The sequence below is a fragment of the Aliidiomarina sp. B3213 genome (assembly GCF_003290085.1).
Classification (GTDB): domain Bacteria; phylum Pseudomonadota; class Gammaproteobacteria; order Enterobacterales; family Alteromonadaceae; genus Aliidiomarina.
Window position 1 is genome coordinate 223,869 of record NZ_QMKJ01000001.1, and the last position, 23,651, is coordinate 247,519.

A 23,651-nucleotide genomic window follows, 5' to 3' on the forward strand; every position below is an offset into this window, starting at 1 on the left:
AAGAAAACATGGACATCAAAGGATTAGGTGCTAGAGCCTTAGTAGTAGGGTTTTGGGTTGTAGTTGGAATGGCTTTTGGAACGGAACAAGTAACGGCTTCTCAAAGCGTGGAGCGTTCACCTACTGAGCTGGTTATTATTGACCATGACGTGCAAGACCCTGAAATACTTGCTGCTGCTTTTTCTTCGAACACTTCCTTTATATATTTAACCCCGTCAGACACTACGACATCTTTAGCCCGTAAAATAAGCCAATATCAGCATGTTGATGCCGTTCACATATTTTCTCACGGTGCTTCAGGTCAATTAAATTTAGCCGGATCACAGCTTAATGTTGGCAACTTAGCGCAACACCAACATTTAACAACAAGTATTGAAAATAGCTTAAACGACAACGGTGACTTACTACTTTATGCCTGCGACTTAGCAGAGGGCGAAGCGGGTGAATCGTTTGTTTCACAACTACGAAATGCAACCTCAGCTAACGTAGCAGCGTCCACCGACTTAACAGGAGCGAGTGCTTTAGGAGGAAACTGGGACTTAGAGTTTTATACCCACGCAAGCCAAGAAGTTGCTGCTTTAAATGCAGCAGCGCCAAATGGTTATACCGCTGTACTAACACCACCGCTGACAGGGCAACCTATTACTTTTGGCGATGATCAGCTCTTGATTGAAGCTGGTTCTAATATCAATGTAACAAACTTTTTTGCGGATGGTGCTGGGCAGTCAGTACGTTCTGGGTTAGATGTCGCAGTGACTGTAGATGGTAACGTTCTCAATTTATCCTATGAAAATTCGGATTCTACTAATTCAGGCATTGCTAGTGCTACAGATGCAGCTCTGAGCCTACTTTCTTTCTCTGGCACTCCTGAAAGCATTGTATTTACTTCAAACGATGGCTCTCCTTTTAGACTTGACTCGTTTCAATTTGCGTTTAACGGGGGCGCGCAGGACATTACCATTACCGCACTTGACCAGAACCATAACGCAATAGGCTCAACCACCATAAGTTCAGCCGCTGGCGATACACTTTACACAGTGAGTGGCAGCAATTTTCATTCGGGCAATTTGTATGGCTTTCAAATATCGATCTCTGGCATAGTGGTGCATTTCCAAATAGACGATATACAGTTACTTGAGCCGTTGACCACACCGCTGAAAGGGCAGCCTATGACTTTTGGTGAAGCGCAGCAGGGTTCTCTCGCCAATGGAGTAAACCCTGCTGTACAGGATTTTTTTGCAGATGGAGCAACTCAGTCAGTGCGCTCCGGATTAGATCTAGCAGTTAGCGCCGCCGCTTTCGTTGATGTTTCTATAGACAATAATAGTTTTACGAACTCAGGTATTGCTAACGCCACTGATGCTGCTCTGCAGCTACGAATCCAGAGTTTTGTAGATAGCAGCATTGCTTTTGCCTCTAACGACGGCTCGCCATTTAAGCTTGATTCCTTTCAATTTGCTTATAGTGGTACCTTGCAGGATATTACTGTTACATCGCTGGATCAAAACCGGAACGCAATAGCCTCAACTACTTTAAGTTTAGCTGCTGTAGAAACCATTCATACAGTACAAGGTAGTATCTTCAATGCAGAGAATATTTATGGTTTTCAAATATCTTTCTCTGACTTTATAGCTTATTTTCAAATCGACGATATTTTGCTACACGAACCGTTAACCCCACCGTTGGTAGGTCAAACCATTAATTTTGGTACGTATAATCAACAGCTAGCGTCGGGTGGAGACCCTAGCGTGGTTAATTTTATTGCGGACGGTGCTAGTGTGCGTTCTGGGCTTGACCTGAGTGTCGATAGCTCGGCGAACGACGTAAACGTACTGAACAGCGTTAATGACGCTGTTGGTTCGGGTATTGCAGGTACGGGCGACAGTGCCATGACGCTATCCAGCAGCTGTTTTCCTGCGGTGAACTCTGTTACTTACCGGTCTAGCACGGGAGCGCCATTCCAGTTAAGTTCCTTTCAATTCGCATTTAGCGGGGTTGCTACCGACGTAACAATAACTACGTTAGACAGCGACGACAGCGTGTTGGAAACGGCGATTATCGATAGCGCGGCAACCCACACACTTCATACTGTTAACGGCAGTGACTTTGACGACTCGCCAACCCATATTTACGGTTTTCAGATATCTTTTGCCAGCGCGGCAGATGTTGTTCAAGTTGATGATATTGAGCTGTTAGATGCGCTTACACCGCCACTTACCGAACAATTGATTACCTTTGGTACGGGTAGTTCGCAAATAGTTATTGATAGAAGCCCAGTTCATGTGGAAAATCTATTCGCTGATGGCTCGGCGCAAGTGACCCGTTCTGGTTTGGATGTTACGGTAACCGACGATACAAGTTTCAGAGATATTTGGATTGATTATGAAAATGCTAATTCCACATCAGCCGGTGTTACTGGGCCCGGAGATAGTGGGTTGGTAATTTATGAACTCCTTGCTCTAGGGGAGATTGATTTCTCGGCACATGATGGCTCTTCATTTCAATTAAGTTCTTTTCAGTTTGCTTACCAAGGAAATGCTGGAACGGTCACGATAGAAGCACTTGATAACGCGCAACAGACTGCAGCTACTGCTACGTTTACTACGCAGGGGCAAGTACTTTACACTTTAGATGCGAATGACTTTGACACTCCCCCTAAGAACATTTACGGCTTTCGCATAAGTTTCTCAATGAATATATTTCGTTTTGAAATTGACGACATTATGCTCTCGCCGGCAAATGCAGATGCTCCATCTCTGTTTAGTTCAGTCGGCTCAGATATTACCGTAAATTCCGCCACGCTAAACGGCAATATTACCGACGATGGTGGCGCAAGCGTTACTGAGCGTGGCTTTGTTTACTCTAGCGTCGACAATACTCCACAACTTGGTGAAGCAGATGTTACTCAAGTTGTGAATGGCACGGGTACGGGTATTTTTAGCGAGGGGGTCACTGGTTTAACAGCAGGTACTCGTTATTATTATCAAGCCTATGCTATCAGTTCTGTGGGCACTGCGTATGGTGGTGTCACCTCTTTTCAAACATTTACAGATGCCGACGGCAACCTTGTGGCAGGTACTATTCCAACTGGAGTGACCAAGCCATTATTCGTGGATAATCTTGGTTTGGCTTTCGATGTTTTCGACTTTGTATTGAGTGATGGCGCAACATCGGACGGTGTTCCAATGGCGGTGAGTGATATTACAGTACACGTTGCTGGAACCAGTAGTGACGCTGAGCGCTCACAAATTAAGTGGCAGCTTTCTGGTCCTGATGCCACGGATGTTTTGGGCACATACGATGCAGGAACGAATACCGTGACGTTCTCGGGCTTGACGATTTCAATTGGAAATGGAACGAGCGAAACCTATACCGTTTATGCAACGGTAGACAACCCGAGTAATATTTCCGACCGAAGCACGTTTACCTTGTCGATTGACGGTAGTACCGATGTCACCACACTGTCTAGCGGCACGGGAATGGGAGCAACCACCGCGATAGACGATGGCACAGGCTTTTTTGCTGAGGTTTTCGCAATAGAACTGGTCTTTACCACGCAGCCTGGAGGCTCTGTGTCGGGCTCTCCTTTAACTACACAGCCTGTGATAACCGCGCAAGACGCGTTTGGTAATACAGATATTAACTATGGCCATGTGATTACCCTAACCGAGAGCAGTGCTGGAACTTTGACCAACAATGTAGCGACTGCAATTTCGGGTGTGGCAGTTTTTAATAATTTAATTTATACCGGTACTTCTGATCAGGAGAGCTTTACGTTAACTGCCGACGACCCAAGTGGCAGTACACCAGACTTACCAGCTGTAGATTCAATTTCGCTAAATTCCGATGCAATTCCAACGGTGAACTCCGTTAGCCTTGTTGGCTCCCCAGCAGCTAACGAGGACTCCGTGCAATTCAATGTAAACTTTAGTGAAAGTGTAGGCAGCTTCAGTGCTAGCGACTTTTCGTTGAGCGCAACTGGAGGGGTGACAGCAACAATAAGCGTTACCTCGGCTGCCGCAAGTAGTAAAACAGTGACTGTTGAGAATATTAGTGGAGAAGGGACGCTACGACTTGATTTGTCGGCTAGCCATAACCTAGAGGACGTAAGCGGAAACGCCATAGTTGGTGGGTTTACGTCAGGCGCTACCCATACCGTGGATACGGTTGCTCCTGCTGGGTTTACCGTTGCTTGGCAGCAAAGTGTAATTAATGCCGACAATGAAGGCAGTTCAAGTTTTGCATTTACTGGCGCGGAGACTGGCTCTACCTACACATATTCGGTGAGTGATGGTACGACTGATGTTAACGGTACCGGTAATGTTACCAGCACATCAGAGCTTGTAACCTTAAATGACTTGAGTGGCTTAAATGAGGGTACATTAACGCTTTCGGTATATTTAACTGACAGTGCGAACAACCAAAGTGCAACGCAGCAAGCTACTATTGAGAAGCTTTATCAAGAGCCTCCTGTGATTACCGAGGGTGACTCCACTTCAGTCACCATGAGTGAGGACGGAGAGCCAACGGCGTTTGCCTTAACCCTAAATGCCACAGATGCTAACAATGACAGCTTAACTTGGTCACTTGCGAGCCCTGCGAATGATGGTGTTGCTACTGTATCGGGTGCTGGTAATAGTAAAGATGTGCAGTACACGCCAAACGCCGATTTTGCAGGAAACGATAGTTTTGTGGTGCAAGTTTCGGATGGTACCGACACGGACACCATTACTGTCAATGTAACTGTGTCTCCTATTAATGATGCACCTGTAGCGGTAGCTGACGCTGTTAGCACAAATGAAGATAATGCAGCAGTTGTCCGTGTGCTTGACAATGATGGTGATGTGGACAGTGCCATTAACCCCGCCTCAGTAACTATTCAGTCTGCATCAACCGATGGCCAAGTGAGTGTAAGTACGGCAAGTGGTGCTATTACCTACACTCCGAATGCTAATTTTAATGGTGTAGATACCTTCAGTTATACCGTAGAGGATATTGAAGGTGAGATGTCGAACGAGGCTGTAGTGTCTATTACTGTGAATGCAGTGAATGATGCGCCAGTGGCAGTAAATGATGCAGTGGTAACGCCAGAAGACACTATGGTACTGATTTCTGTACTTGCCAACGATACCGATGTGGATGTTGGAGACAGCTTAGATGTGGATTCATTAACCGTTGTTTCTGCTCCTAGCAACGGTTCTACCCAGGTCACGGGAGCGCAAATTGAATACACACCAAGTGCCGACTTTGTTGGAACGGATAGCTTTACCTACACCATTAGTGATGCAGGCGGTGCAGTGTCGAACACCGGTACCGTAACAGTTAACGTAACGGGTGCAAATGATGCTCCGGTAGCGAACAACGATGCGGTGAGTACCGACGAAGACAATGCTGTGTCTATCGAGGTGCTTGCAAATGATAGCGACATTGACGGCTCACTTGTTGTAACTTCCGTTAGCCTTGTTGACTTACCGCAGTCGGGTGGTGCACTTGTAGAACCTGATGGACGCATTACTTACACGCCGAATGCTGACTTTAATGGCAGTGACAGCTTCACCTATCAAGTGCAAGACAACGAAGGGTCAACATCTGTACCTGCGTTAGTCAGTGTAACGGTAAATAGCGTGAACGATGCACCTGTAGCGGTGGATGATGTGGCGCAGCTTCTAGAAGACCATAGTCATACCGTGAACGTTTTAGGAAACGACTACGATGTGGACGGTCAGCTTGATAGCACAACGTTAACTATTCTAACCGCACCGCTGCAAGGCAACGCTGCAGTATTGAATGGGCGTATTGTTTATAACCCGAACGCCAGTTTCCATGGTGTTGATACGCTAACTTATCAAGTGGCAGACGACGAAGGTGGTGTGTCGAATACTGCAACACTTACCTTAACTGTAGAAGCAGTGAACGACGCACCGAGCATAGCGGGTTTACCTCCAACGCAGGTGAGTGAAGATATCCTTTATCAATTTACTCCAAGTGCGACAGATGCCGACGGAGACATGTTGAGCTTCTCGGTGCTAGGTGCGCCGGTATGGTTGTCACTAGATACCCAAAGCGGTGAACTTTCAGGTACGCCGAATAATGATCATGTAGGAATGCACGGGCCGATAACGTTGACCGTGTCCGATGGTACTGAAAATGTATCTCTTCCTGAGTTTACGATACAGGTCGTCAATGTTAACGATGCGCCAGTGATCACTTCGACACCATTGACGAGCGCAGCAGAGGGTAGCCTATATAGCTATACCTTAGTTGCTACAGATATTGATGCGAACGACAGCGTTACGCTTGCAGCAACAAGCCTACCTGCGTGGTTAAGCTTTGACGCAAGTTCTGGTGTACTGAGTGGCACGCCAAGCCAAGATGATGTGGGTACGCATACGGTTGAACTGACTGCGAGCGACATTGTAAATGCGCGTGACACGCAAAGCTTTACCTTAACGGTGAGCAACACGAATGATGCGCCGCAGATTAGTGGGCAACCGGCTACGAGTGTTGCAGAGCGTAATACATATCAGTTTATACCCACAGCATCAGACTTAGACGGTGATACTTTGACGTTCAGTATCGAAAACATGCCGCCGTGGGCAATGTTTGATGCGCAGACGGGACTTCTTAGTGGTACGCCTTCGTCAGAGTTTGTGGGTACGGTCACTGAGTCGATAGTCATTCAAGTGTCAGATGGAGAGGCGAGCACGGCTTTACCTGCTTTCTCGATTACCGTGACAAATGTGAATGACGCTCCAGTTGCTGTTGACGATAACTTCCTTCGAGAGGTTGAGAGCAGTGGGCGTTATGTACTCGATGTGCTGTTTAATGATACGGACCCCGACAACGATTCACTGAATATCGAGCAAGCTAAAATGCGCAGTGGTAGTGTGGGCTCGGTGACTGTTGAGAATAATATGCTGGTGTATCAAGCACCAAGCGTAGGCGGGCACAATGTAGTTTCGATGCAATACACAGTTCAAGACGGCGGTGGATTGTCAGACAATGCAACCGCTGTATTGACGTTAGAAAGTAGTAGCGGTGGTGGGGCAATGCCTAGTCTAACACCACCTGATGATATCGATATAAATGCCACAGGCATGTTAACGCCAGTAGACTTCGGTGCATTCTCGGCTGAAGACGCTGCGGGTAATCCACTAGCAGTCTCGTTAGCTGACCCGAATCAGCCTAGCGAGTTGCCTTCAGGTTCACACTCTGTGTTGTGGCAAGCAACCGACTATCAAGGTAATACGGTGACGGCAAGCCAGACGGTGCGTATTCATCCACAGGTTTCATTAGCTCAAAACCAAGTGGTAGCTGAAGGTAATCAAGTAACGATACGCGTAATGTTGAGTGGTCGAGCTCCTCAATATGCGCTTTCTGTTCCTTATAAAGTAAGTGGTACGGCAACATTTGGCGAAGACCATGATCTAGAGAGCGGAACGTTAACCCTAGCCAATGGTACTGAGGGACTGATTACCTTCACTAGCTACCAAGATTACGTGGCTGAAGGAGATGAAACAGTAGTGGTTACGCTTGATGAGAGCTTAAACTTAGGTGCAAACGCTTCGCACACCGTAACCTTGAGTGAAGTTAATGTTGCGCCTACGGTTAGCCTGACTGCTGAACAACAAGGCGAGTCTCGTAGGGTAGTGAGCCAAACCGATGGCAATGTGACCATACGCGCTCAGTACAGCGATACCAATCCTTATGACGTGCTATCACTGCAGTGGGCATCGAATTTACAGCAAGAGCCGGGACAGGCGAATGAGTTTGTGTTTAATCCCGCAAATGTTGAGCCGGGAGTGTATACGGTTAGCGCTACCGTCTCTGATGATGGTGTTCCTATGCTCTCAAACGAAGCTGAATTGCACATTGAAGTAAAACCAACGCTGCCGAATCTCGGTGATGGCGATAGTGACGGCGACCTTATTAGCGACATTGATGAGGGTCATGGCGATACTAATGGCAATGGTATTCCGGACTACTTGGATAATGTGCCTCAATGTTCCTTTATTCCTGCGCAACAGGGTCTTGATAACGGACGTTTCTTTGTTCAAACCTCGGCAGATGTATGTATTAGTCGAGGTGGTATGTCCATGTTAAGCGTGTCAGGCGGCACGATGATGACCGCCAATGAGGTGTTGAGCATGGTCGGTGAAGATCTCGATGCTCGTAACATAGGTGGAATGTATGACTTTGTGTTGCGTGGTTTAGCAACGCCAGGGCAGTCTGTGCTGGTGGTGTTGCCGCAGTTCAGACCTATTCCAACCGATGCGCGTTACCGGAAGTTTGTGAATGGCCAATGGATAGATTTTGCGGAAGATAGTCGCAATGCCCTATATAGCGCGCAAGGACAACCAGGAGTATGTCCAGCACCTGGGGCGCCAGAGTGGCAAACGGGGTTAAATGCAGGACATCATTGTGTTCAGCTTAAGTTAGAGGACGGTGGCCCTAATGATGGGGATGGTAGTGTAAATGCTGCGATTACCGATCCTGGTGGTGTTGCTGTTTCCATCCAAGACAATGCATTACCTGTTGCTGTTGATGACGCAGCCGAGACATTGTGGCAACAGCCGATTGAAGTAAACGTGGTTGCCAATGACACGGATGCTGATTCAGATACCTTGGTATTAACAAGTGTGTCGGCGAATATGGGGCAGGTCAGTATTGTTGACGATAGCACAGTAAGGTATACGCCACCGACTTACTTCTCAGGGCAAGCGCGTGTGCAATATGCTATCGAAGACGGATATCAAGGCACAGACATTGGAGTGTTAATTATTAACGTGTTGCCAAACCGCGCGCCGGTAGCGGTGGACGATACGGCACAAACCGATGATCGTACAAGCTTAACCGTAGATGTGGTGGCTAACGATACTGATGCGGACGATGACAGCTTAACGTTGAACGCCGTAAGCGCGCAGTACGGTACAGTGCGTATCATGAATAATCAGATAGCTTATACTCCACAAGCGGGCTTTGACGGCACAGACCGAGTTACCTACAGCGTGGAAGACACGTTCGGTGCAACAGCTGAAGCCGAGCTTGCTGTATCAGTAAGTGCGTATGAAACCGTTACGGTGACAAATCGAAGCGGCGGTGCGGCTTGGCTAATGTCTGTGTGGTTATTGTTCGTGGTGAGCTGGCGCATATATAGCCGGCTCTATCAAGCAAACCGTTCAAAGGGGATGAAGCAAAGGAGTGTACGATGAAAACATGGATAACGTCGCTTGCGCTTGCGAGCTTAGGGTTAAGTTACAGTGGTCATGCACAAGTTCATGTTGAAGCTAATATTGGACAATACAACACAGCAATGCAGCAGTACTCAGTCGACACGCTGCGTGTTCAAGACCGCGATACCGGTTTTAACATACAGATGGGTTATGCCATTGACGACCGAGCAACTTTAACTTTGGGTTATGTTAACCAAGGTGAGGGTTATGCGGTTTTATGGACAGATACGCTGAATCCTAGTGCCTATCACCAGCAGGTCGCTTCGGTCGCGCCTGTGTTGGCTGAAGGTTATACGGTTGGCGCTGAATATGCCTTGCTTACTGACGAAACTTGGCAATTTACTACAGAGTTTGGACTATTCCGTTGGCACGCAGATATTGAAAGCCAGATGATAGGTCAAACAACTCAGCGCACAACCTTAAATGACTTTGATCTTTATGGTGGTTTTAAAGCGCGCTATGCGATTAGTGAACATTGGGATATTCATGTGGGTGTGCGTCATTATCAAATGCAAACCCATGTGAATAGCATTAGCTTGGGTATAACTCGTTATTTTGGGAACTGATATAAAAAAGGGGACAAGTTGAAACTTGTCCCCTAGATCGTTCTTTGATGGCTGAGTTCTAGCTATTTTTCCGCAAGAAAGCGGTCGATTAGCTTGGCGCCGTATAGGCGAGAAGGGGTGTAAAACCCAGGTTTAAGCTGATTTCTCAAGACATAAATGGCGAGCTCGGTAGCGCCTCGTGCAGTTAGCGTGTAACCGTTAAGCACTTTTTCCCGAAGCGTTATGGTTTCACCTCTCTCATTTGAGATTTCGCCCCACACCCAAGTGGCAAGCTTTTCACGCTCTTTGCTGTCTGGTCCCGCAGGTTGTTTGTCGACCTTTTTACTTAACCAGTTCTGCACAAATCCGAGCTTTAGGAACCAAAGTACGTAGTTTAAACGCTTTAAACTTTTCACAAGTTTTGGGCTTGCAGGTATATAAACTTCTATGTTCGGTACGCCGGTTGTGTAGTAGGCCGTAGAAACGTCACCCCAAGGAATGGTCATGGCTAGCTTTTTACCGTCGCCAAAATTAATTTCTTCGGTTTTGTAAGCCAACGGCACGTTGATGATTTTTCCATCTTTTCGAACGGCACCGCCTTCGCCTAATCTTCTCACACTCGTTTTGCTGGTCCCTCGGCTCATTCTAGAACGAGAGTCGAAACCGAGCTTCAATTGGGTAGCGTCAGGCATTTGCGACTTTAAGCGAGCAGCTAAGCAGTCGGTGGGAATAACGTCGAAACCAACACCTGGGCAAAGCACAATGTTTGCTGCTTCTGCTTCATTTCGAAGGCTATGCGCAAGCTCGAAAACGCTAATTTCGCCGGTAATGTCGAGGTAGTGAGTTGAAGCTTCAATACAAGCTTTCATCATTGGTTCGGCAGTAATTTCGAACGGTCCTGCGCAATGGACAACTAAATCAACATCTTTTAGGTTCTCTTTAATCTCGTCTGCGTTGAGGTCGAAAACACGGTATTCAAGCTGAGTACGCTCAGCAAGTTCTTGAGTTTTACCCTCATTGCGGCCTGCAAGAATAGGTTGGTAACCCATTTTCTTGGCGTGATGAGTAATAAGTTCACCGGTATAGCCGTATGCACCGTAAATCATCCAACGCATCAGTTACACCTCGACCCTGTGATGCTCTGCATCTTCTGAATTATGCTCACAGGTGTCTGCATTCTGGCATTCGCCATAGAGATACAAGCTGTGGTTGGTGAGTTTAATGTTGTTTTTGTCGGCTACTTCAACTTGGCGTTTCTCAATAATGTCGTCTTCAAACTCAATAACGCGACCACAGGTAAGGCATACTAAGTGGTCGTGATGATTTTTATTGCTCAGTTCAAATACAGAACGACCGCCTTCGAAATGGTGGCGTGTAACAATGCCGGCGTCGTCGAATTGGTTGAGAACACGATAAACCGTTGCTAAGCCAACTTCATCACCTTTCTCGAGGAGAATCTTGAAAACTTCTTCCGCACTGATGTGCTGGTTTTCAGGCTCTTTAAGTACCTCCAGCACTTTTAGGCGTGGAGACGTAACTTTCAAACCTGCTTTTTTCAGTTGAATATCGGTGCTCGACATGAATTCTCTCTTTCACTTAAATGCGATAGCTGATTATAGCCACAGATACCGCCAAAATTAAATGCTTATCAAACGAGTTCGTCTAACATCATTTCTTCGCGCAACTGGGCACACCACTGAACCACTCGTTCTTTGGTAAGTTCTGGTTGTCGGTCTTCGTCGATTCCTAAGCCTACAAAATGGTTATCGTCCGCCATGCCTTTAGACGCTTCAAAGTGGTAGCTGTCGGTAGGCCAGTGACCGATAATAATGCCGCCGCGAGCCTCTACGATGTCACGAATCATGCCCATGGCGTCCAAGAAATACTCCGCATAGTCTTCTTGGTCGCCGCAGCCAAAAATAGCAATTAACTTGTCGGTAAAATCAATTTGTTCTAGTTCTGGAAAGAAATCGTCCCAGTCACATTGTGCTTCACCGTAATACCACGTTGGAATACCAAATAGCAGAAGGTCGTATTCAGCTATTTCTTCCTTTGTGGATTTCGCGATGTCTTGAACATCAATAAGTTGTTTGCCTAATTCTTTTTGGATCATTTGAGCAACAGCTTCGGTGTTACCTGTGTCGCTTCCAAAAAACAGTCCAACTGTGGCCATGAACTTTATTCCTATCAATTCAAATTAGATTGTACGAAAAATTGAATGACGCCTTTCGCAAGAAAACCAGCCATACCTAAAAATAGTACGAGCCAGACAAAGAAACGGCCGTATTTGGGCACGTCGCCTTTTTTAAGTACGTCTTGAATGGCTAAACCAATGAGTAAAAATAAAACTGCTATACCCACATTGGTCATTAGAGACTCGATTTGCTCTAAATTTTCGCTAAACATCAGAACTCCAAATTCGTATACGTTTTAAGCCTGTATACGTTAGCCATATTTCATGGCGCAGATTCTACCACAAATGCTATCTATTCTCATCTAGAAAACGCACGACAATTTTATTAAATACCGTTGGCTTTTCGGCATGAAGCCAATGACCTACGCCTTCAATAGTTTTGGACTCTGCTTTTGGAAATCGTGAGAGGATTTCTTCTCTATGACTTGCTTGTACATAGTCGGAGTCACCCCCTCTGATAAAGAGTACAGGTCCTTCAAAAGTACCTTTACTGGCCGGTGCACCAATTAATGAGGGGTAGTTTTCTTCGATGGCGGATAAGTTCATGCGCCAAGACCAAGAGTTGTCTTCTTTTTTTAGATTTTTCATTAAAAATTGACGCACACCTTTTTCTTTGATGTCTTTTTCAAGCTGGTGGTCTACGTCGCTACGGTTTGAGACTCGGTTGAAGTCGACAGCTTTAAGCGCGTCAATAATGGTTGTGTGCCTCGCTTCATAAGCGACTGGAGCTATGTCGGCAATGACTAAACCATGGACTTTATCGCTATGCTCTAGGGCAAAATCCATAGCAATTTTCCCGCCCATCGAGTGGCCTAGAATAAATGTACGTTCGATATCTAAAGATTCCAGCAAACCCAGAATGTCGTCACTCATTTCAGGGAAACTCATGGTTTCTACCCATGGCGATTGACCGTGGTTACGCACATCAATATTAATCACGAAATAATGGTCTGAAAGCGCTCTGCTTATAGACTTTAGGTTGTCTAAGTCGCCGAACAAACCGTGAATAAGCAACACCGCAGAGTGCTGCTTGTCGCCTAGAGTTTCATAATTTAAAGAAATGTTTTTTGATTCGCGCATATATGCTCCCCATGCAAAGGCAGCCAGCCTTGGTTATAATGCGAAGAAATTGATGCAATCATAACAAAAGAGAAAGCATAACGGCATGAAACAACTCAATATTGACGATGAACTTTACGCATATATTGCTTCCCATACACAACATATTGGTGAAAGTGCTTCAGACATTCTTAGACGTTTACTTAACCTTTCTTCTTCGATGCAACCGATTGTGTCAGACGAAAAAGCTCCAGCGCCGGAGATTGAAGCTTCAACTTCGGCTAAGGTTACGCAGTCAACCATTGCAAACTCTGATGCGACTATTTTTGATCGTGTTACCGAAGCTGATATTGCCGCGCAAAAAGGCAAAGTAGGGCAGTTTTTATACGTGCTTTCTATGCTTTACGCATGCCACCCAGAGCAATTTGTACAGGTGCTCACTATCCGCGGTCGCGACCGTCTGTATTTTGCGACCAACGAATCGGAACTTAATGCGAGTGGCAAGAGTACGAACCCTAAACAGATTCCAGGTAGTGGTTTTTGGGTGATTACCAATTCAAATACTACGAAAAAGAAGTCTATGCTGACCCGAGTTGCTGAAAAGTTAGGGTACGACACTAAACAACAAGAACAAATTAGGGACTTATTGTCATGACTATCCATGAACGTGCAGGGCAACAAGCTACCCAGCAAGACTTAGTGCATATTCCAGCTTTGATGGCTGCGTACTACGTTAACGAGCCTGACCCGCGTGACCCACAGCAAAAAGTGAGTTTTGGCACCTCCGGACACCGTGGTTCTTCTCTAAAAAAATCGTTCAATGAAGCGCATATATTAGCGGTTTGCCAAGCTATTTGTGGTTATCGAGAAGAGCAGGGAATTAAAGGCCCTTTACTCTTGGGTAAAGATACTCACGCGTTGTCAGAAGCCGCGTTTATCACCGCTCTTGAAGTATTTATCGCCAATGGTATTACCGTTCATGTGCAACAAGACCTGGGTTATACGCCAACTCCCGTGATTAGCCACCAGATTTTAAAGTGGAATAAAGAACATCCTAATCAACTTGCTGACGGTGTGGTTATCACTCCATCCCACAACCCTCCAGCAGACGGAGGGATTAAATATAACCCTTCGCATGGTGGGCCAGCAGATAGCAAAGAAACTAGAGTTATAGAGAAATACGCAAACGCGATTATGAGCAGCGGTTTGTCGGGTGTGAATGCAGTCGATTACGACGAAGCCTTACATGCTAAAAAATTGAAGCGCTGTGACTGGGTTGCAAGTTACGTAAATGCGCTTGCTGATGTTGTTGATATAGAAGCCATTAGAAAAGCGAAAGTTCGTATTGGCGTGAACGCGATGGGCGGAGCTGGCATCGAATATTGGCGCGCTATCGCCGAACATTACGAGCTAGATATCTCGCTGATCAATGATCATGTAGACCCTACGTTTAGCTTTATGAGCCTCGATAAAGACGGTCAGATTAGAATGGATTGCTCGAGCCCATTTGCTATGTCTAGCATGGTGGCATTAAAAGACAGCTTTGATCTAGCTATTGGCAACGACCCTGATTACGATCGTCACGGCATTGTCACTCAAGATGGATTGATGAACCCGAATCATTATCTGGCGGTTTCAATAGATTATTTACTGAGTCATCGTAACTGGGGCCAAAAAGCAAAAGTTGGTAAAACGATTGTTAGTAGCGCGATCATCGACCGCGTTGTGGCAGCTCGTGAAAGCCAGTTATTTGAAACGCCTGTTGGTTTTAAATGGTTCGCTGAGGGCATGTTTGCTGGTGAAATCGGCTTTGCCGGAGAAGAAAGCGCGGGTGCGAGTTTCTTGGACTTTTCTGGGCAACCTTTCAGTACCGACAAAGACGGTATTATTCTTGGTTTGCTTGCTGCTGAAATTCTTGCGGTTACAGGCAAAAGTCCGAGTCAGTATTATCAAGAGCTTGAACAACAGCATGGTACAGCTTTTTATAAACGACTTGATGTTAAAGCTAGCCATGAAGATATGGAAAGCTTTAAGGAACTCGCCCATAAGCCTTTTAAATTGACGAATTTGGCCGATGAACCGGTAGAGAATGTCCTAACCACTGCACCAGGTAACGGCGCTACATTTGGTGGCGTTAAAGTAGTGACGGCTAATGGTTGGTTTGCTGTTCGCCCGTCGGGTACGGAGCCGGTGTACAAGATTTATGCGGAAAGTTTGAAAAGCGAAGCTCACCTTGAACAAATTCTTAGTGAAGCTTCGCAAACCGTAATCGAGTGGCTAGCACGACAAGCTTAATCGTTTAGCTTTCAGAATCTTCTTTTACAGGAGGCCCAGTAACAGTGATGGCTGGGCTTTCTTCTTGCTCTTCGTCTTCTTCCTGGCCATGAGTTTCATCGACTAAGGTATATACCAACTCTTCTGATGTTTGTGCCGGAGCCAATGCCGCAAAAGCTGTGTGTGCTTGGTCTGTTGCGCGCTCTCTTTTACCTATGCGGTAAAGCGCATACAGCGCGACACCGCCGGATAAAATACCAATAAGAATGAAGAATAAATTAATTTGTCCGAACTGCATCATTGCCGCTACCGACGGCGCACCGATCACTGCTCCAATACCGCCAACTTTAATAATAGCGCCAGTTGCGCCGATCATTTGGTCACGTTCAAGGAAGTCGTTGGTATGCGCCATCGATAAACTATAAAGCGGCAAAATACTTGCGCCGAGCAAAGCCATGAGCAGATAAATAACCCATGGGTAAGTTGCCGGTAGTTGAGAAAGTACAAAAGCAAAAAAGGCACTTGCCGCTGCGCAGCCAGCTAGAACTGCTCGTCTGTCGAATTTGTCAGAGAGTAGGCCAACAGGTGTTTGTGCAACTAACCCACCGAAGATATACGCTGCCATAAATAACGTGACTTGAGGAACGCTCAGGCCTAAATAAATAGCATAAACAGGCCCGACACCATAAAACATGGCATAGCACGCTTGAATAACAAAAGCGGTAATAATGCCCAGTGGTGCTTGTTCCAGAAGTACTCTGAGGGAAACTTTCTTCGGGCTGTGTGTTGTTGGCTCTACCGTTACACTGGCTAAAATGGGCACGAGTGACAAATTAATGAGCATGGCTACGATAGCAAAAGGAACAAATGTTCCTGGGTCTGCTATACCTAGAATCAATTGCCCGACGATAAGGCCACCATAGATAAGTACCATGTAGATAGAGAGCATGGCGCCGCGGTTTTTATTGTCCGCCATGGTGTTAAGCCAACTTTCTGCAATGACAAACATCGCAGACAAGGCAAAACCGCTAAGGAAGCGGAATAAAAACCAAATAATCGGGTCGATCCAAATGGACTGTACCAGTATTGATACCGATGCCAGCGCTGCAAGGCCACCAAACGCACGAATATAACCCACACGACGAATGTCTTTTGGTGCGCGCGTAGAACCAAATAGGAAACCTAAGAAATAGGCCGACATGATAATACCGGTGGTTAGCGTAGAGAAGCCTTCTAGAGTTGCGCGCAAGCTGAGTAGCGTGCTGGTCATACCCACACAAAGGCCAATAAGGGTCATGGTGGTTAATAAAGAACTGACGGCGCGAACTTGTTGTCGAAGCATCTCTATTCCTATCTCGTTGATTGTGGGGGAAAGTGTAACAGCGTTGATATTGTTCGGCTAGAAATTACCGAGCCTTTTCAGTGTTTAAGCTTGCTCCCACGTTAGGGGATGTTTATCATCTTGCTATTGCTTATAAAAGGAAACGTGTTTGTGACTAATCAACGGAACACTTTATTCATTGCTTGTCTGATGTTCGCCATGAGTTTTTGCGTGGTTTTGCCAACGCAAGCTCAAGATCGTGAATTGAGTCAGCTTATGCAAGTTTCTGTTCCGGTTGAAGATCAAACACGGGCTCAGCGGTTTGTTGCTTACGAAGAAGGTATGAAGACCGTGATTGTGCGAGCCTCTGGTCAGTCTTCAACGTTGAATAACCCTGCAGTGTCTCGCGCGTTTTCAAGTGCTGTAGATTATATGGTGACTTATGGTTACGAGCGCGAAGAAGGGCAGTTGTACCTGCAAATTACTTACTCGGAAGAGCGTATTGTAGGGTTACTTCGGCAAGCAGGCGCACCAGTTTGGCGGGCAAGAAGACCTGAATTGATGCTCTGGATTGTAGAAACTCAGCCTGCAGGTTTACAGCTACTCGCACGTGACGAAAGCCACTGGCTTTTAGACAGCTTGCTTGAACAAAGCGCTCATCGTGGTTTGCCGGTCAATATGCCGCTACTCGACTTAAACGACAGAATGGCGATTACCCCCAACGATGTTTGGGGACGTTTTAAGGAGCCGGTATTGGAGGCATCCTCTCGATATCCGACCAATGGCGTGGTTATGGTGCGACTTAGCGAAGGCGTAGGTGTTTGGCGTGCTGAATGGACCATCGTTATTCAAGACTTCGAGCGCTCAGGACAAGTAGATGCAGTTAATCAGCAGTCTCTAGGGGCTGCATTAGCCAATCAGTTAACGGAAGCTGTTGCGCGTCAATACGCAGTGAATTACTCAGCAGCAGATACCGGTTATACCTACTTAAGAATGACTGGCTTGAACTCGATACAACAAATTGCTGAAGCAGAAGCATTATTGAGAAGTTTGGGTCCTATCGTACATGTCACCATGACGCGCTTTTATTCTGGAACTGCAGAGTTTGAATTGGCGGTAGTAGGGGATGCTAGTCGAGTTGAAAGTGCACTTGCATTAGAGCGCGCAGTGGAAGTGATAGATGATCCGTGGAACCAAGTCGAGTCAATGTTTTTGGAGTATCGATGGCTGCGATGAAGCGACACCGGCAACTTACTTTGCCTGTTGAGCTACCTGAAACTGCGCAGTTTGAAACATTTGTGACCGGTGAAAACGAGCAGTTAGTCAACTATCTGCGTGAGTTCGAATTTTCAAATCAGTCATTTCAGCAGCTTGCGCTGGTAGGAACCCCTGGAAGCGGCAAAAGCCATCTGCTTTTTGCCTTTGTTGACCGTATGCAACAGTCTGGTGTGCAGGCTATGTATATCGATTGCAAAGAAATACAGGCGCAATTTCCACCGTCAATTCTGGACGGGTTACACCAATACCCAATTCTCATACTCGATGGTATAGACGCTGTTGTTGGTGATGAAGAGTGGTGTGTTGCGTTGTTTACGTTAATTAATCGCTTTACTGACCAGCAATCTGGCTTGTTGGTGTGGGCAGCGGAGAACGATCCGTCGGCGCAGGGTATTGTCGTACCTGACTTAACGTCTCGGTTAGAACTGGCGATACGTTTCCGTCTGCAAAAGCTGTCTGATGAAAAGAAAGTTACTGCTTTGAAACTTCACGCGAAAGCCCGTGGAATGAAGCTGTCGCGTGAAGTGGCAGAGTATTTGCTCCAACGGCTTAGCCGTGACATGAGAACCTTAATGAAGGTTTTGAAAGCACTAGACCAATTATCCATTAGAGAGCAACGTCCAATAACACTTCCGTTCGTTCGCAATGCGCTGAAGGAAGTTACGCTCTAACGAGTTCTAATCACTTTTCCCTGCATTAGAGACATTGGCTTTTTTCAGCCCAAGCCCCAGCTCACGCCCTTTGTACCTAGCGTAAAATGTTGCGCCAATGAAAGCAGCCGTAACCAGCATCAATTCAATGGCGGGGATGTACCAAGTGCTCCAGTGGGTGTAGAGCGTGGTAAACCCATGTAAGAAGTACAAGATTAAAACGAAGTTAGCCCAAGCATGGGTATATGGATTACCTTGAATAATACCTTTTAATGGAAAAAGTAAGGGTAGAATCCACATTGTTAGAGCCAGCGGGATAGGCAAAAACTCACTGGGCATAAGCACTGTAACGATTACCGCCATATATACGATTAACAGCGGGTACGAAATTAGTGTGAGCTTGCGGTAGAACTCTGATGATGTTGGCAACATAAAACCTCAAATAATGTCTAATACAGCTTCAGGAGGTCTTCCTATTGCCGCTCGGTTCCCATTGACCACGATAGGGCGCTCAATAAGTTTTGGGTTTTCTAGCATAATCTCAATGAGTTCGTCATCGCTTCCTGTGAACGCTTTTAAATTGAGCTCTTTAAAGATGTCTTCCTTTTTACGAACGATGTCCATAGGCTTGGCATTTAAGCTCGCAAGAATAGACTTCAATTCTTCTGCGCTGGGTGTGTCTTTTAAATATTCGACAACCTGTGGTTGGATACCTTGTTCTTCCAAAAGCGATAGGGTTTGTCTGCTTTTCGAGCAGCGAGGGTTGTGTAGTATCTTAATTTGACTCACTGAAAACTCCTGTTAGTTCATGAGTACGCGTTCTTGCTCTAACGCCCTGAATTGTTCAATTCGAGCCTGCATACGTTGACGCGTTAAAGTTGCATCTTCTTCGGTTTTACTAATCGCAGTGTGCAGTTGCTCTATAGCACCGCGAAAGTCGCCACGAAGCGCAAATATCTCTGCTCTCGCTTCGTGCATTTCGCTAATTTTACCATCTAGCTCGTATGCTGTGTGAAGTAAGTCCCACGCTAAAACATCTTTTTTGTTATAGATAATAAAGTTATTGAGTACGCGCCGGCTTAAATCCAAATTTCGTGCTGCATTTGCAGCGTAGGCAAGGTTAAGCGTAATCACTTGATTGTTAGGGCGGCGAATATACTCTCGCTGCAGCATTTCAACGGCTTCTTCCGAGCGTTGTTGCGCCATGAGTATGTCGGTTTCTGTGTCTAAGTAGAAAAGATTCATCGGGTCTTCTTGGCGCAAAGGCATTAGCAATTGATACGCTCTTTCGTGCTCTTCAAGCGCGAGATGGGCTAGGGCGCGACCATATCGGTTGCCTGCGATCTTGGCGTGGTCTACCAAGTGTTGGGCTTCATACTCTAAGTCTTTCAGTACGTCTGCTGCTCGGCGGTCGGCATAACGCACTCGAATACGTGCTTTCGCGAGTTCAAACTGTAATGATGTTTCTACTCTGCGCGGCTCGTATTGCATGGCTCTATTTCGAGTATCGGCAACCCTCGAGTCGGGTAAGGGGTGCGTGATCAACATTTCAGGGGGCGTTTGAGTGTAGCGATACTGTTCAGCTAAGCGCCCAAAAAAGCTCGGAGCGCCTTCGGGATCAAAGCCCGCCCGAAATAATGCATTGATTCCAATTCGGTCTGCTTCAAGCTCAAATTGTCGGGTGTAGTTTATCTGGCGTTGTTGGGCGCCTGCGACACTCGCGGCAAGACCTGCCATACCAGCGGCGGGATTAACCAAACCTACAATAATGCTTCCCAGTACATGGGTCATGGTAGTAGGACCTGCTTGTGTCATTCGTTCCATATTTCTTGCGATGTGACGTTGAGATACATGCGCAATTTCATGGCTAACGACGGATGCTAGTTCAGATTCAGTCTCTGCTTGCATGATAATGCCAGTATGGATTCCTATGTATCCTCCTAAAAATGCGAAAGCATTTAACGCGGAGTCGTTTACCCAAAAGAAAGTGAAGGGATAGCGGATGTTGTCGGTGTGCATAATCAAGCGATTACCGATGCCACTTAGGTATTCTCTTAAAACTGGGTCGTCGGCTATAGGGGCCATGGCTCTGAGTTGACGCATGTAAAAGTCGCCAAGCCGTTGTTCTTGAGCGATAGAGATCGAGGATGCGCCTGCGATACCTATTTCAGGAACATCGATTGCGTCTTGCGCATAAGCCGACACCGCAGTACCTAGGCTTAATGACCCCGCCATGACTAGCGATGCTAGTTTGGGCGCGAATTTTGAGTAAATACGACTTGGCGCAAACATGAACGTTAAGTTCTCCAACAACTTTGAATCAACTACAATGTTGTTAAGACGCACAGAAAACAACAGAGTTCCTTGAAGCTATTTAATTTACGTGATTGAACGTAAAGAGTCGACTTCAGTCGAATGTTTTTAACACTAGCGTGTTAATATAATACGTAGAATGAGGTTCTTTTTTGAACCTAGCTTCATGCTGAACGCCGAAGGAATGTAAGTATGTTGGATTATTTAAAGCACTGGTTTCAAAAGCGCTTCTCTGACCCGAATTTAGTCGCATTAACGCTCATGTTAGTTGTCGGTTTTGTTATTTTACTGACCATGGGAAGCATTTTGGCGCCTGTAATAGCGGCAATTGCATTGGCATACTTACTTGAATGGCCCGTGAGTAAATGCGAGCAATTGGGATTACGGCGGCTTCCCGCAGCTCTGATTGTGTTTGCTGTGTTCATGACTATTTTTATTCTTCTTATTGTATTCCTCGTGCCTGTTATTTGGCAGCAAAGTGTTAATTTACTGCAAGAACTCCCACTTATTGCGGAAGCATGGCAGGACCTTGTAGAACGAGCCGAAGAAATTGCACCTTCTTTCATAGAGCCTCGACAAATAGAGCTATTTACGCAACGCATTAACAATCGGTTGTTAGAAATTGGTCAGTCGTTGCTTGACCGCTCGCTAGGCACTATTTATGTTTTTGCGTCGCTTTTAGTGTACTTAATTATCGTACCGTTAATGGTGTTCTTTATGTTGAAAGACAAAGACATTTTATTAAGCCATTTCGAACGTGTTCTTCCCGAGCAGCGCCGGAAAATTCAGCAAGTGGGTTATGAAATGAACACACAAATAATGAATTACATTCGCGGCAAGTCGTTAGAAATTATTATTGTCGGTATTGTGACTTTCGTGGTGTTTTCGTTGTTTGAACTGCAATACGCAGCATTGCTGGCAACCTTGGTCGGTTTCTCGGTACTGGTTCCTTACATCGGAGCCGCGGTAGTCACTATTCCTGTGGCGCTGGTAGGGTTATTTCAATTTGGTCCCTCAATTACTTTAGTGTGGTTGTTGTTTGCTTATTTAGTTATTCAGGCGTTAGACGGCAATGTTCTCGTGCCCTTATTGTTTTCTGAAGCGGTGAGCTTACATCCTGTTTATATAATTGCTTCTGTTTTGATTTTTGGCGCGATGTGGGGCTTCTGGGGAGTGTTCTTTGCTATCCCTTTAGCAAGCCTTGTTAAGGCTGTATTGACTGCGTTTTCACAAGCTCGACAAGAGCAACAAGCTGAAGAAGGCGGTAGCTAAGAGGCACCGCCTTGAATGACTGGTGTATTAGAGTTCCTCTAACACAACCTCATGGTGGTTTTTCGTTTTAAATTTGTCGAATACCTTTGATATGGTTCCGTCTTGTTCGATCAAAAAGCTAATGCGGTGAAGTCCGTCATATTCTTTACCCATAAATTTTTTCGGGCCCCAGACACCAAATGCATCTGCGATTTTATGATCTTCATCGCTTAGCAGAGTGAAGTTAAGTTCATCACGCTCCGTAAACTTCGCAAGACGTTTAGGCGCGTCGATGCTTACACCAACAGCCACTGTGTTTTTAGCCGCTAGTGCATCTTTTTCGTCACGTAGGTTCTGAGCTTGTACGGTGCAACCAGGTGTCATAGCTTTCGGGTAGAAGTACAACAGAACACGATTTTCTTTCAGTAATTCCTGTAAATTAACTTCATTCTCGTTTTGATCCAGAAGACTAAAATTAGGGGCTTTGTCACCCGCTTTAAGTGTGTTCATCTTTTCTCCTCGAGTATATTCGTAATTAAATTCGTCGACCCCGCAATATTTAACACAACACTTGCACGATCATCAACGCAGAACCCTTGTCATTCGCGCTCTGCCCACGTAACATTGTGCGCTTAAATTAGGAGGATAAACGCATGTTGACTGGCAGTATGGTGGCGTTAGTCACCCCGTTTACGAGTCAAGGTAATGTTGACTATTCATTGTTAGCCAAACTTGTAGAGTTTCACATCCAGGAAGGTACTGACGCAATTGTTTCAGTGGGTACTACAGGTGAATCTACTACGTTAAGTCATGATGAACACGTTGATGTAGTGAAAGCTACCGTAGAAGTGGCAGATAAACGGATTAAAGTCGTAGCGGGCAATGGTTCTAACTCAACATCAGAAGCTGTGCAACTTACAGAGCGTATTGCTCCTTTAGGCGTGGACGGATTCCTTAATGTTACGCCTTATTACAACAAGCCTCCAAAGCAAGGACTTATTGGCCATTTCAGCGCTTGTGCTGAAGCCAGTGACGTGCCGCAAATTTTATACAATGTACCAGGTCGCACCTGTTGTGACATTCAACCTGAAGTTGTTGCTGAGCTAGCTCAGATACAAAATGTAGTTGGCATTAAAGAAGCGACAGGTGAAGTTGACCGCGTTGCGAAAATTCGTGACTTATGCGGCCCCGACTTTATTCAATTGAGTGGTGACGACCCAACAGCAGCTGAGTTTTTGTTAGCGGGTGGGCATGGTGTTATCAGTGTTACTGCAAATATCACCCCGAAACTCATGAAAGAATTGGTAGACACTGCGCGCCGTGGTGAGAGCGAAGCTGCACACGCTATCGATGCTAAAATGCGCGCTTTACATGACGCTCTCTTTATAGAAGCGAACCCAATTCCAGTAAAGTGGGCAATGGCTCGATTAGGTTGGGTTGAAGGAAATTACAGATTACCTTTAGTTTCTCCGGAACTTGAGAGCCAAAAGGTTATCGAAGAAGCATTAAAACAAGCCGGATTAGTATAAAAGC

General features: G+C 45.9%; 18 protein-coding genes. 8 read left to right on the plus strand and 10 right to left on the minus strand.

Annotated elements, in window-relative coordinates; all coding sequences use genetic code 11:
• Positions 1 to 8 precede the first annotated feature (8 nt).
• Positions 9 to 9,212, plus strand: a complete 9,204-nt coding sequence (locus DQX04_RS01125; RefSeq protein ID WP_111913962.1) for a tandem-95 repeat protein — start codon at positions 9 to 11, stop codon at positions 9,210 to 9,212.
• Positions 9,209 to 9,799, plus strand: a complete 591-nt coding sequence (locus DQX04_RS01130) for an outer membrane beta-barrel protein (RefSeq protein WP_111913963.1) — start codon at positions 9,209 to 9,211, stop codon at positions 9,797 to 9,799. Before DQX04_RS01125 ends, DQX04_RS01130 begins: the two co-directional genes overlap by 4 nt.
• 62 nt (positions 9,800 to 9,861) lie before the next feature.
• Here the strand turns inward: DQX04_RS01130 and DQX04_RS01135 are convergent, their stop codons facing one another.
• The 5 genes from DQX04_RS01135 to DQX04_RS01155 all read right to left on the minus strand — a co-directional run bounded on the left by DQX04_RS01135 (position 9,862) and on the right by DQX04_RS01155 (position 13,052).
• Complete coding sequence (locus tag DQX04_RS01135) at positions 9,862 to 10,893, minus strand: trans-acting enoyl reductase family protein (protein ID WP_111913964.1); 1,032 nt, start codon at positions 10,891 to 10,893, stop codon at positions 9,862 to 9,864.
• Between the two features lie 3 nt (positions 10,894 to 10,896).
• Positions 10,897 to 11,358: a ferric iron uptake transcriptional regulator gene (gene fur, locus DQX04_RS01140; protein WP_111913965.1), complete on the minus strand. Its 462-nt coding sequence runs from the start codon at positions 11,356 to 11,358 to the stop codon at positions 10,897 to 10,899.
• A 68-nt stretch (positions 11,359 to 11,426) separates the two neighbouring features.
• On the minus strand, positions 11,427 to 11,951 hold the full coding sequence (fldA, locus tag DQX04_RS01145) for a flavodoxin FldA (RefSeq protein ID WP_111913966.1): 525 nt from the start codon (positions 11,949 to 11,951) through the stop codon (positions 11,427 to 11,429).
• A 14-nt stretch (positions 11,952 to 11,965) separates the two neighbouring features.
• A complete protein-coding gene (locus DQX04_RS01150; RefSeq protein WP_111913967.1) occupies positions 11,966 to 12,184 on the minus strand; it encodes a DUF2788 domain-containing protein in 219 nt (72 codons plus the stop codon).
• 76 nt (positions 12,185 to 12,260) lie between these two features.
• The gene (locus DQX04_RS01155) at positions 12,261 to 13,052 is read right to left on the minus strand and encodes an alpha/beta fold hydrolase (RefSeq protein ID WP_111913968.1); all 792 of its coding nucleotides are present in this window, start codon (positions 13,050 to 13,052) and stop codon (positions 12,261 to 12,263) included.
• Between the two features lie 85 nt (positions 13,053 to 13,137).
• Between DQX04_RS01155 and seqA the strand changes: the two genes are divergently transcribed.
• A complete protein-coding gene (gene seqA / locus DQX04_RS01160) occupies positions 13,138 to 13,686 on the plus strand; it encodes a replication initiation negative regulator SeqA (RefSeq protein ID WP_111913969.1) in 549 nt (182 codons plus the stop codon).
• Positions 13,683 to 15,326, plus strand: coding sequence for a phosphoglucomutase (alpha-D-glucose-1,6-bisphosphate-dependent) (pgm, locus tag DQX04_RS01165; protein WP_111913970.1), 1,644 nt, complete (start codon positions 13,683 to 13,685; stop codon positions 15,324 to 15,326). Before seqA ends, pgm begins: the two co-directional genes overlap by 4 nt.
• 4 nt (positions 15,327 to 15,330) lie before the next feature.
• Here pgm and DQX04_RS01170 read toward each other — a convergent pair whose 3' ends face one another.
• Positions 15,331 to 16,647, minus strand: coding sequence for an MFS transporter (locus DQX04_RS01170; RefSeq protein ID WP_111913971.1), 1,317 nt, complete (start codon positions 16,645 to 16,647; stop codon positions 15,331 to 15,333).
• Between the two features lie 150 nt (positions 16,648 to 16,797).
• Between DQX04_RS01170 and DQX04_RS01175 the strand changes: the two genes are divergently transcribed.
• Entirely contained in the window at positions 16,798 to 17,862 is a 1,065-nt protein-coding gene (locus DQX04_RS01175) for a DUF2066 domain-containing protein (protein ID WP_165831910.1), read from the plus strand.
• Positions 17,850 to 18,575 carry a DnaA regulatory inactivator Hda gene (hda, locus tag DQX04_RS01180; RefSeq protein ID WP_111913973.1) on the plus strand — a complete coding sequence of 242 codons (726 nt, stop codon included), beginning with the start codon at positions 17,850 to 17,852 and terminating at the stop codon, positions 18,573 to 18,575. The genes DQX04_RS01175 and hda overlap by 13 nt, the downstream gene beginning before the upstream one ends.
• Positions 18,576 to 18,581: 6 nt before the next feature.
• Here the strand turns inward: hda and DQX04_RS01185 are convergent, their stop codons facing one another.
• The 3 genes from DQX04_RS01185 to DQX04_RS01195 are packed head-to-tail and all read right to left on the minus strand — an operon-like array spanning position 18,582 to position 20,900.
• On the minus strand, positions 18,582 to 18,986 hold the full coding sequence (locus DQX04_RS01185; protein WP_207801068.1) for a DUF2069 domain-containing protein: 405 nt from the start codon (positions 18,984 to 18,986) through the stop codon (positions 18,582 to 18,584).
• A 6-nt stretch (positions 18,987 to 18,992) separates the two neighbouring features.
• Positions 18,993 to 19,343, minus strand: a complete 351-nt coding sequence (gene arsC / locus DQX04_RS01190) for an arsenate reductase (glutaredoxin) (protein WP_111913974.1) — start codon at positions 19,341 to 19,343, stop codon at positions 18,993 to 18,995.
• Positions 19,344 to 19,355: 12 nt separating this feature from the next.
• Positions 19,356 to 20,900 carry a M48 family metalloprotease gene (locus tag DQX04_RS01195; protein ID WP_243618890.1) on the minus strand — a complete coding sequence of 515 codons (1,545 nt, stop codon included), beginning with the start codon at positions 20,898 to 20,900 and terminating at the stop codon, positions 19,356 to 19,358.
• A gap of 159 nt (positions 20,901 to 21,059) precedes the next feature.
• On the opposite strand from DQX04_RS01195, the gene DQX04_RS01200 reads away from it, so the two are divergent.
• On the plus strand, positions 21,060 to 22,139 hold the full coding sequence (locus DQX04_RS01200; RefSeq protein ID WP_111913975.1) for an AI-2E family transporter: 1,080 nt from the start codon (positions 21,060 to 21,062) through the stop codon (positions 22,137 to 22,139).
• Between the two features lie 27 nt (positions 22,140 to 22,166).
• On the opposite strand, the gene bcp is transcribed toward DQX04_RS01200, so the two are convergent.
• Positions 22,167 to 22,628, minus strand: a complete 462-nt coding sequence (gene bcp / locus DQX04_RS01205) for a thioredoxin-dependent thiol peroxidase (protein WP_111913976.1) — start codon at positions 22,626 to 22,628, stop codon at positions 22,167 to 22,169.
• 143 nt (positions 22,629 to 22,771) lie between these two features.
• Here bcp and dapA point away from each other — a divergent pair, with 143 nt between their 5' ends.
• Positions 22,772 to 23,647 (plus strand): 4-hydroxy-tetrahydrodipicolinate synthase, encoded by an 876-nt coding sequence (dapA, locus tag DQX04_RS01210; protein ID WP_111913977.1) that lies wholly within the window; start codon positions 22,772 to 22,774, stop codon positions 23,645 to 23,647.
• Positions 23,648 to 23,651: the final 4 nt, after the last annotated feature.